Origin of the sequence: Senegalia sp. (in: firmicutes) (assembly GCF_052088025.1) — a bacterium.
Taxonomy (GTDB): Bacteria; Bacillota; Clostridia; order Tissierellales; family SIT17; genus Anaeromonas.
The window spans coordinates 6,237-16,091 of sequence record NZ_JBQCYD010000051.1 but is presented as its reverse complement, the minus strand read 5'-3'; the positions used below and the strand labels follow the sequence as shown (position 1 = coordinate 16,091).

Sequence of the window (9,855 nt, the reverse complement as noted above, 5' to 3'; positions counted from 1 at the left end):
AATAGTAAAAAATAGGGTATAATAAAAATTGAGAAAAGTTTTCTTTATTTAATATGTAAGGAGGAATAGAAAATGGCTATTACTAAAGATATGCTTATTGGTGAAATATTAAGAGAGAGAGAAGATGCTCCGGAAATATTAATGAGCTTTGGTATGGGTTGTGTAGGTTGCCCTGCTTCTCAAATGGAATCATTAGAGCAAGCAGCAATGGTGCATGGTCTTAACTTAGATGAATTATTAGAATCACTAAATAAATAAATTTTTAGCCCAGAATATATATTCTGGGCTAATTTTATGTTGTTTATAATAATTCTTCTAACCTGTTTTTGTCAAACCCTACCATTTCTTCTCCATCTACTATAATTACAGGAACTCCCATATATCCTTTTTGGATTAGTTCCTTTCTTGCTGCTGAATCTGTAGTCACATTTTTTTCTGTGAAATCTACTCCTTTTTCTTTTAAATACTCTTTAGCAGAAGTACAATGTGGACAAGTACTACTTGTATATACTGTTACATTTGCCATTTAAAATTCCTCCTTAAAAATTTATTAACACCATTATACCTCACAGGGGTATAATGGTCAAATCTCTATAAATTATTATACCACTTAAAATTTTTTTAAATAATAAAAAAATCTATAGAGAGTTAACTCTCTATAGATTTTACCTATACTTTTATAGTAATTCTTCTAATCTGTTTTTATCAAACCCTACCATTTCTTCTCCATCTACTATAATTACAGGAACTCCCATATATCCTTTTTGGATTAGTTCCTTTCTTGCTGATGGATCTGTTTGAATATTTCTTTCAGTATACTCTACACCTTTCTCCGAAAGGTATTGCTTTGCAGTTCCGCAATGAGGGCAAGTATTACTCGTATAAATTGTTACATTTGCCATTTAAAACTCCTCCTTATAAAAATATTCTATAGTTATTTATAAACTATTCAATATTTCTATAATACCCTATAAAGATCAGATATAATCATTATTTATTCTTAACATTTTATTTTAGTGGACTTGTTGGTCTAAGTGGAGTTATTATTCTACCTGTAACAGCATCTATATGAATTAGCCAATATCCAAGTCTTTCATCTCCTGAATCTTTAGATTCAAGCCATGTAGTAAAGCCTGACATACCTCTAAATGGCTGTTCATTTCTTGTAAATACTCCTGGAACTCCATATACAAAGTGTTTTATATTACTTTCATCCTCTGATACTATTCCAAATAAATAATGTCTGTATTTTCTAATTTGTTTAGATGGACTATTCATTTGGTGCATCAATGTATAGGGATATTTCATATTTACTACATAATTATAAAATGGAAGAAAACCACGTCTTATATTTACGCTATCTTCAGTGATTTCCCAAAAGTTATATTCTTTTAAATTAATTTTAAATGGATCTACTTGGTTAAAATAATTTAAAATATCTAAAGAATTTGTCTTGTAATTAGTTTCATTAGACTTATATTCTTTTTTATAATTATCTATATTTTCTTTAGTTTTATATTCCTTGTATCTATAATATTCCTCTAAATCTTTTTCTGATTTGCTTAATATATAATCATCTAAATTAGAATCAGCATTTGGGAAATAAGTTTCTTCCTTTTTTATTTTATCTTCTTCTTTGATTTCAAATGATTCTTCTACTACCTCTTCTAAATCCTCTGTTTCTTCTTTACTTATTTCTTCTTCACTGATTTCTTCTTCATGAGTCTCTTCTTTAAATTCCTCTTTTTCTTCTTCTAGCTCTTGTATTTCTTGCTCTTGCTCTTCTTCTTCATCTTGATTTTCTACCTTTATTTCTTCTTCAACTTCTTCAACTTCCTCTATTTCTTCTTTTTTTACTTCTGTTCTTTTTTCCTGTTTTTCAGTTAACAATGATACTATGTCTTTATCTTCTTTTTTATGTATATAACCATATAATATTTCTGAATCTGATGATTTAATTGCTATAATATTATAATCATCTATAGCCTTGTCTGAATGCAATACATTTTTAGGATTAAAATCCTTCTTATAAAAAGCCTTACCTCCACCTACATCAGATATAGTACCAAAGTAAGCTACATCATCTTTAAATCCTTGATTTGTTAGAAATATTATGTCATATACCTTATTTACATCAGTTATTGAGTCAATATTTACTTCTACTTTGCCTCTACCATCCCTCACTTCAATTTTAGAATGTCCTTTTATTTTAGTATTGGAATTTAATTTTTCTAGCATTATAAATTTTCTTAAATATTTAATATTACTCATTTTTTACCCCCCTTTCAAATCCTTATTAATATTATATGTAGGGAGATATGAATAGTTGACAAAAAAATTAGAAGATATAAATTATCTTCTAATTTTTCTTTAAATCATATATATTATCTGCAAGAAGAGCAAATTCTTCTATGGTTAATTTCTCTCCCCTTATATTTTCCTTTATATCTAATTTATTTAATATATTTTTTATATCTTCTTTTGATATACCTACATCACTGGAACTTAAAGAATTTAAAAGTGTCTTTCTTCTAAGTCTAAATGCACCTTTTGTTACCTTAAAGAACAATTCTTCATCCTTTACTTTCACCTTTGGTTTATCATATATATCTAATTTTATAACTGCAGAATCTACATTTGGTTTTGGTATGAATGCATTTTTAGGTACAATAGTTACAATTTCTGCCTTACTATAATATCCTACTGCAATTGATAGTGAACCATAGGCTTTTTTACCAGGAGCTGATGTCATTCTTTCAGCTACTTCTTTTTGCACCATAACTATTATACTTTTTAAGTTTACTTTTGATTCTAAAAGACTCATAATTATAGGTGTAGTTATATAATAAGGTAAATTTGCTGCAAGTTTTACTTTTTTGTTTTCAAAGTTTTCTTCTATTAATTTATTTAAATCAATCTTTAATACATCTTCATTTATTATTTTTACATTGTCATAATCACTTAATGTATCATCTAATATAGGTAGCAGTTTTTTATCTAGCTCTATTGCAACTACACTTTTAGCACGCTCTGCAAGTTCTCTTGTAAGGGTTCCTATGCCTGGTCCTATCTCTATTACTTCATCATCTTTACCTAAACTTATTCCATCACATATTTGATCTAGTACATTGCCATCTATAAGAAAGTTTTGTCCCAAACTTTTAGAAAATCTAAATTTATATTTTTTTAATATATCTGTCATAACTTTAGGAGAATATAGTTTATCTTCCTTTTTCATTTTCATTTTCAATCCTTTCTAGTGCAGCTTCAAATTCACTTCTTGAAATACCATAGTTATTTAATCTTTTTAAAAATTGTTTTGAATTACAATAGCCTATAGAAAGTATCTTACCTAGCACATCTCTTTTATAGGAAGAACCACCTACTCCACTCAAGCCATTTTTAAGTAAATCAGCCTTACTAAACTCATTTCTTTTTTCACTGGATTCATATCTAGCTCCCTTTAATGCCTGTAATATATCTTCTGGCTTTGCATTTTCTATTCCTATATTATCATTTAATATTGCTTTTTCTCTTGATAAAAATGCATGTTTACAACCTTTAACCCTAGTAGATATAAAATTCCTTATTTTTTCTCCTGCAAAATCAGGATCTGTAAATATTATTACTCCTTTATTTTTGTTTGCAAGACTTATTCTTTCTATTAAATCATCAGGATATCCAAAACCACTTGTTGTTATGACTTCACAATCTATTGCACGTTTAAGGGCAGATACATCGTCTTTGCCTTCAACTACTATAACTTCCTTTATCATTTACTTATCATTCCTTTTTTAAATATAATATATTATAGCATAAAGCAAATTAACATACAAAAAAGGCGGATATCCGCCTTTTTTTAATTCAATATATGAACTTTAATACTTCTTCTACCATATTTTAAAGCTGTGCTTCTATTTGAATAGAATACATCTATTATATTTCCTTTGATTGCTGAACCTGTATCTGCAGCTATTGCATATCCATAGTCTTCCCAACCATCTAATGACTCAATATACAGTCTTGTTCCAAGTGGTATAACATTTGGGTCAACTGCAACTTTACCTGGACCTGATGGTACTCCAGATGCTGTTGTGCCTTTTATACTATAAGCCGTAGATCTCATTGTAATTGTCTTTTTAGCATTAAATTTATTACTTGATGCAGGTTTTGATTCTGCTTTTTTTTCTGTTTTTTTAGCTGGTTCTTGAACTTCTTTTTTAGGTGCTGGGCTAGATTTTTCAACTGTAGCTTTTTTTTCTATTTTAGTACCCCTTGAAGCTACTGTTAAAGGCTTTTTACCTTTTTCTACTATTTGATTAACTGGTTCTTTTACTATTTCTTCAGAAATTACATCTTCCTTAACCAATTTACCATTTTCAAAGGTTTGAGATTTCTTTATTTCCTTTAACCCCTTGATTCCTTTTTCCACAGTATTAGTTTTACCAAGCTCTAGCCCTTTATTGTCTTTATAAAGAGTAGTAAATTCTAATTCTTTCTCTTCTACTATTTCTTTCTTCTCTACTTGAGTAAGTTTAATATCAGCATCTGTGTATTTTGCATTTAAGCCAGGGCTTACCTTGTCGTCCTTACCTAATGTAATATCAAAGTCTTTTAATATGTCTTTTATATTATCTTTATATGTCTTTTTTGTTATTGTTCTAGTCCCTATTTCTACCGTTACTGGTCTTGATCTTTTTATTACTATATCCATACCTTTTTCTAATTTTTGATTTTCATCAAAATTGATATAATCTGCATCTCCTACATATATGTCACTTTCCTTAATTACTTCTCCTACTGTTTCATTACTTGTCTTTATACTTTGAGTCTCACCATCTACTGTTACGTTCACCTCTGCAAATGAATCTTGATATAGGACCACAGAAAATAATGCAATTACAAAAACAGTGCTAATAACTATAAGCAACTTCTTGTTTTTAATTATATTTTGCATTTTACAACCTCCATTTCTTGATTCTTTAGTAGTATATTAGGTATTTTAAAATTTGTCAAATTTATTGAAACATTTTTTTGCTGTCTATAATTCAATAAACTCTACCTTATGTATATTCCCTCCTTTAATCAAATTGAAACATAATTGTTATATTACTGTAATAATATTTGCATATACATATAATATTATTCATAAAAACAACAAAAAAGAAGAACTTTTGTTGAAAAGTTCTTCTTTTTTATAATTAGATTACATTCTTAATAAATTGGATACATTCCATTATGATCTTCATCATCCATATCATTCATACATTCATTCATATCTGGCATCATTGGATATGGGCACATTGGATACATAGGATTGCAATTATTCATGCTATCACCTAATACTTCATCTATACATTCCATTATACAATAGCAAAGCTTCATCTTCATAGGATCCATATTCATAGGCATGTTTGGCATATTTGGCATAGGACGCATTTCAGGCATAGGTCTAGGTCTTGGATTTGGCCTAGGCATAGGCATTGGCCTTGGACATGGTCTCATTTCAGGATTTGGCATAGGCATTGGTCTTGGACGCATAGGTTTATCTTCTATAGGTAATCTGTCGGGCTTGTATGGCATTTTTGGCATTTTGGGATATTCATACTTTTTATCTTTTTCCATTTAAAAATCTCTCCTTAATAATAATTTAGATTTATTTAATCTAATATCATTATATGGAGAGATCCTTGCTATGTTACTTAATACCAAAAATTTTCTTTGCATTTTGATTCGTTTTTTGAATTACTTCTTCTATGGATATTCCTTTTAGGTCTGCTATCATTTGAGCCACATGTTTTACATGTTTTGGCTCATTTCTCTTGCCCCTATATGGATGGGGAGTTAAATATGGTGAATCTGTTTCAATAAGTAAATTATCTAAAGATACTCCACTAGCTACTTCTTTTGGTGTCTTAGCATTTTTAAAGGTAACTGGTCCTGCTAGTGATATAAAAAAACCTAATTCTATAAATTGTTTACTCATCTCTAAGGAAGATTGATAACAATGCATAATTCCTCTTAATTTTTCATCATTTTCTTCCTTTAATATATTATAGGTATCTTCATGTGCATCTCTATCATGAATTATAATAGGTAAATCAAGTTCCTTTGCAAGTTTTATCTGCTCTTTAAACCACTTCTTTTGAATTTCTCTTGGTGAATTATCATAATAATAATCAAGCCCTATTTCACCTATAGCTACAACCTTTTCTTCCTTGGCTAACTTTTTTAATTCAGCTATTGTATTTTCATCCATATCGCCTGCATCATGAGGATGAACTCCTACTGCTGCATAAATATTTTCATTTTCTTTTGCTAGCTTTACAGCCTTCCTAGAAGTTTTTAAATCTGCTCCAGGATTAATTATAAATTCTATATTGTTTTCTCTTAAATTCTTAATCAAATCTTCCCTATCATTATCAAATCTCTTATCATCTAAATGTGCATGACTATCTACTAACATGGCTAAACTTCAACTCCTTTAATCATTTGTATATCTATTACCCTTTATTATAGGCATCTATACATGACTTGCAAATACAAGCTTTATTTTTCTTATCTTCAGGTACTTTTTCTAAAAGCTCTTTGGGCACCTTAATATCCATACACCAACAATTTCCTTGATGAGCCTTACAATCATTAGCTTGCCCACAAAGAGGACATATTTTATCATCTATCTTCTCCAACATATTCACTCCTTTAAATTTTTCTTATTACTTTATTTTTAAATATCTTTTCTATTTCTTTTTTATCATAAATATCTACTATAAGCCTTCTTGATTTTAATTCACTATCTCTTTTATATCTTATAATTAATTTATACTTTTCATTTTTTGTATCTTTAAATTCATATCCTATAATATGTTTAAATCTTATAAAATTATTATATTTTATAACCCCTTCTTCTCCTATTATAAAAGCTTTAGTATAGTAATTTGCAAAGAAGATAAAATATATTGCAAAAAATACTCCTATATCAATATTTGTCATTATATCTTTATCAATTATCATATTGTATATGGCATATAATATGTAGATAAAAGCCACTCCAAACAATACCCATTTCACAATATTTATAGTTTCATTGCGATTTTTATCTTCATATAAAATATCACCTGCTAATCTAATGTTAGCTCTATCTTTTAACAAACTTACTATAGCAAAAACTAAAACTAAAAATGTAAGTACAAAATATGTGCTATCCAATTTAATTCCCCCATTTATATATATTTGATTATATATTTATTATATCATTAAAAAATCCTATGTAGACATGTCTACACAGGATTTTTTAAAAAATTAAAGTACTTTCGCACCACTTTCAATTTCATCAAGAGTTGTAAGTAATGATATTGCTTTTCCTTTTTCTGCTGAAAGAATCATTCCTTCAGATTTTACTCCTCTTAATTTAATAGGTTTTAAATTTGCAACTATTACTACCTTTTTACCTATTAGTTCTTCTGGAGAATACACTTCAGCTATCCCTGATACTATTTGGCGCTCCTCTTCTCCTACCCTAAGCTTAAATACTAAAAGTTTATCTGCATCTGGATGCTTTTCTGCCTTTACTATTTCAGCTATCTTTAAATCAACCTTATCAAATTCATCTATAGATATATAATTTTCTTCCACTTCTATTTCCTCCTCACCTTTTTTACCGGTTCTTTCTTCTATTAATTTTTTGTTTAATTTATCTAATTTTTCTATTTCTTTTTCTACTTCAAGCCTTGGAAACATTGGTGCTTCTTTTCTTACCTTTAAACCAGATTCTAAACTAGCAAAGTTAGATAGAGACTCCCAAGTAGTGTAGTCTCCACTATCTATACCTAATTGTTTCCATATTTCATTTGATGTATTTTCCATAAATGGTCTTATCAGTACAGATATTATTCTTATAGATTCAGCTAAATTATAAAGAACAGTATCTAATCTATCCTTTTTATCATCATACTTAGCTAAAATCCAAGGTGTTGTTTCATCAATATATTTATTTGTTCTACCTATAAGTTTCCATATTTCTTCTAGTGCACTACTATATTTGAGATCGTCCATATGTCCATCTACCAAACTAGGAGTAGATATAGCTATATTCTTTAACTTATCATCAAATTCGCCTGTCTTTTTAGCTTGTGGTATGATGCCACCATTGTATTTGCCAATCATAGCTACAGTTCTGCTCACTAGATTTCCTAAATCATTGGCTAAGTCGGAATTTAATCTATTCATAAATTTTTCTTTTGTAAATGATCCATCTTGACCAAATGTAAATTCACGGAGCAAGAAATATTTAAGTGCATCTACCCCATATAATTCTATTATAGATTCGGGATATACTACATTTCCTTTAGATTTTGACATTCTATCGTTATCAAATAATATCCATCCATGACCAAATACTTGTTTAGGTAATTCTTCCCCTAAAGCTAAAAGAAGTGCTGGCCAAATTATAGTATGGAATCTTACAATTTCTTTTCCTACAAAATGAATATCAGCAGGCCAATATTTTTTATAATCACTATCATCATCGCTTAAATATCCAAGAGCTGTGATGTAATTACTAAGTGCATCTGTCCAAACATAGATTACATGTTCATCATCAAAAGGTACCTTTATACCCCAATCAAATGATGAGCGTGTTACAGATAAATCATCCAAACCAGGCTTTAAGAAATTGTTTAACATTTCATTTTTTCTAGATTCTGGCTGTATGAAATCTGGATTTTCTTCAATATGTTTTATAAGCTTATCAGTGTATTTAGATAGCTTGAAAAAGTATGTTTCTTCTTTTTGCTTTTCAACTGGTCTATTACAATCAGGACAATTCCCCTCATTTAATTGATTTTCAGTAAAGAATGCTTCACAATGTGTACAATAATATCCTTCATATACTCCCTTATAAATATCACCTTTGTTATATAACTTTTGAAAAATCTTTTGCACTGTTTTTTCATGATAATCATCAGTAGTACGAATAAATATATCATAAGATATATCCATAGTCTTCCAAAGCTCTTTTATCTCTCCTACTATTTTATCAACATATTCTTTGGGACTTATACCTCTTTCATTTGCTACCTTTTCTATTTTTTGTCCATGCTCATCTGTTCCTGTAAGAAATTTTACATCTAATCCTTGTAATCTCTTATATCTAGCTAGTGCATCTACAGCTACAGTAGTGTAAGTATGACCTATTGTAAGATTTGCACTAGGATAATATAGTGGGGTTGTTATATAAAAACTGTTTTTATCCTTCATCAAAATTCCTCCTTAAACTTATTGTACCCAAATTAGGCAATAAAAAAATCCTCCTCTCTATATTAGAGACGAAGATTCGCGATACCACTCTACTTTGCTTAAATTTCACAATTTAAGCCTCATTAGGTTATAAACCTATTCTTTAACGCAAGTTTACGTCTAGACCTACTTATATTTCACCCTAGAAGCTCAGGGGCCATCTTCAATTAATATTCTACCGCTAGTTTTCACCTAATCTAGCTCTCTTTTAGGTAGCTTTTTAATCTACTCTTCCCATCACAGCCTTTATTTGATTTTATATTATTATGGATTAATGATATCTAAACTATTCATTTTTGTCAATATTATTTGTCTAAAGCTTCTATCATTTCAACATATTTTTCTATATCAAACTTTCGCTTTAGACCATTTGCATTCATATATCTAGTTTTGCCAAATATTTCTCTTTCCTTCCATGGCCTATCATGCTTACCAAAAAGCCAGGCAACAGATGCAAAACTATTTTCATCTCTTCTATCATCAGTGTGAATTTCTAATGTTTCCTTTGACCAACTTGGAAGTGAATCTTCATAATTATCATAGTTTTCATTGTAATAT

General features: G+C 29.0%; 12 protein-coding genes, 1 pseudogene and 1 other annotated feature. Of the genes and pseudogenes, 1 reads left to right on the top strand and 12 read right to left on the bottom strand.

Going from position 1 to position 9,855, the window contains the following annotated elements; all coding sequences use genetic code 11:
* Positions 1–72: 72 nt before the first annotated feature.
* Positions 73–258, top strand: coding sequence for a DUF1858 domain-containing protein (locus tag ACTHUW_RS11070; protein ID WP_442197045.1), 186 nt, complete (start codon positions 73–75; stop codon positions 256–258).
* 43 nt (positions 259–301) lie between these two features.
* On the opposite strand, the gene ACTHUW_RS11065 is transcribed toward ACTHUW_RS11070, so the two are convergent.
* From ACTHUW_RS11065 to ACTHUW_RS11010, 12 genes and pseudogenes are all read right to left on the bottom strand, one after another.
* Entirely contained in the window at positions 302–526 is a 225-nt protein-coding gene (locus ACTHUW_RS11065) for a glutaredoxin family protein (protein WP_442197046.1), read from the bottom strand.
* A 151-nt stretch (positions 527–677) separates the two neighbouring features.
* On the bottom strand, positions 678–902 hold the full coding sequence (locus tag ACTHUW_RS11060; RefSeq protein WP_442197047.1) for a glutaredoxin family protein: 225 nt from the start codon (positions 900–902) through the stop codon (positions 678–680).
* Positions 903–1,008: 106 nt separating this feature from the next.
* Positions 1,009–2,271 (bottom strand): hypothetical protein, encoded by a 1,263-nt coding sequence (locus ACTHUW_RS11055; protein ID WP_442213294.1) that lies wholly within the window; start codon positions 2,269–2,271, stop codon positions 1,009–1,011.
* Positions 2,272–2,359: 88 nt separating this feature from the next.
* On the bottom strand, positions 2,360–3,244 hold the full coding sequence (rsmA, locus tag ACTHUW_RS11050; RefSeq protein ID WP_442197049.1) for a 16S rRNA (adenine(1518)-N(6)/adenine(1519)-N(6))-dimethyltransferase RsmA: 885 nt from the start codon (positions 3,242–3,244) through the stop codon (positions 2,360–2,362).
* Complete coding sequence (rnmV, locus tag ACTHUW_RS11045) at positions 3,222–3,776, bottom strand: ribonuclease M5 (protein ID WP_442210962.1); 555 nt, start codon at positions 3,774–3,776, stop codon at positions 3,222–3,224. Before rnmV ends, rsmA begins: the two co-directional genes overlap by 23 nt.
* A gap of 83 nt (positions 3,777–3,859) precedes the next feature.
* A complete protein-coding gene (locus ACTHUW_RS11040; RefSeq protein WP_442213292.1) occupies positions 3,860–4,957 on the bottom strand; it encodes a 3D domain-containing protein in 1,098 nt (365 codons plus the stop codon).
* Positions 4,958–5,214: 257 nt separating this feature from the next.
* A complete protein-coding gene (locus tag ACTHUW_RS11035; protein WP_442210968.1) occupies positions 5,215–5,625 on the bottom strand; it encodes a hypothetical protein in 411 nt (136 codons plus the stop codon).
* A 73-nt stretch (positions 5,626–5,698) separates the two neighbouring features.
* The gene (locus ACTHUW_RS11030; protein WP_442197053.1) at positions 5,699–6,466 is read right to left on the bottom strand and encodes a TatD family hydrolase; all 768 of its coding nucleotides are present in this window, start codon (positions 6,464–6,466) and stop codon (positions 5,699–5,701) included.
* 37 nt (positions 6,467–6,503) lie between these two features.
* The gene (locus tag ACTHUW_RS11025) at positions 6,504–6,689 is read right to left on the bottom strand and encodes a cysteine-rich CWC family protein (RefSeq protein ID WP_442197054.1); all 186 of its coding nucleotides are present in this window, start codon (positions 6,687–6,689) and stop codon (positions 6,504–6,506) included.
* A gap of 13 nt (positions 6,690–6,702) precedes the next feature.
* Positions 6,703–7,209: a hypothetical protein gene (locus ACTHUW_RS11020; protein ID WP_442197055.1), complete on the bottom strand. Its 507-nt coding sequence runs from the start codon at positions 7,207–7,209 to the stop codon at positions 6,703–6,705.
* Between the two features lie 93 nt (positions 7,210–7,302).
* On the bottom strand, positions 7,303–9,258 hold the full coding sequence (metG, locus tag ACTHUW_RS11015; protein WP_442199528.1) for a methionine--tRNA ligase: 1,956 nt from the start codon (positions 9,256–9,258) through the stop codon (positions 7,303–7,305).
* A gap of 61 nt (positions 9,259–9,319) precedes the next feature.
* Positions 9,320–9,547, bottom strand: a binding site (T-box leader).
* Between the two features lie 55 nt (positions 9,548–9,602).
* A pseudogene (locus ACTHUW_RS11010) lies at positions 9,603–9,855 on the bottom strand (hypothetical protein); the annotation flags it as partial.

What these genes read in the sequence shown, in the direction of transcription:
- ACTHUW_RS11030 (WP_442197053.1), bottom strand. Translation starts at nt 6,466, where the DNA reads ATGTTAGTAGATAGTCATGCACATTTAGATGATAAGAGATTTGATAAT.
- rnmV (WP_442210962.1), bottom strand. Translation starts at nt 3,776, where the DNA reads ATGATAAAGGAAGTTATAGTAGTTGAAGGCAAAGACGATGTATCTGCC.
- metG (WP_442199528.1), bottom strand. Translation starts at nt 9,258, where the DNA reads ATGAAGGATAAAAACAGTTTTTATATAACAACCCCACTATATTATCCT.
- ACTHUW_RS11060 (WP_442197047.1), bottom strand. Translation starts at nt 902, where the DNA reads ATGGCAAATGTAACAATTTATACGAGTAATACTTGCCCTCATTGCGGA.
- ACTHUW_RS11040 (WP_442213292.1), bottom strand. Translation starts at nt 4,957, where the DNA reads ATGCAAAATATAATTAAAAACAAGAAGTTGCTTATAGTTATTAGCACT.
- ACTHUW_RS11035 (WP_442210968.1), bottom strand. Translation starts at nt 5,625, where the DNA reads ATGGAAAAAGATAAAAAGTATGAATATCCCAAAATGCCAAAAATGCCA.
- ACTHUW_RS11065 (WP_442197046.1), bottom strand. Translation starts at nt 526, where the DNA reads ATGGCAAATGTAACAGTATATACAAGTAGTACTTGTCCACATTGTACT.
- ACTHUW_RS11055 (WP_442213294.1), bottom strand. Translation starts at nt 2,271, where the DNA reads ATGAGTAATATTAAATATTTAAGAAAATTTATAATGCTAGAAAAATTA.
- ACTHUW_RS11070 (WP_442197045.1), top strand. Translation starts at nt 73, where the DNA reads ATGGCTATTACTAAAGATATGCTTATTGGTGAAATATTAAGAGAGAGA.
- rsmA (WP_442197049.1), bottom strand. Translation starts at nt 3,244, where the DNA reads ATGAAAATGAAAAAGGAAGATAAACTATATTCTCCTAAAGTTATGACA.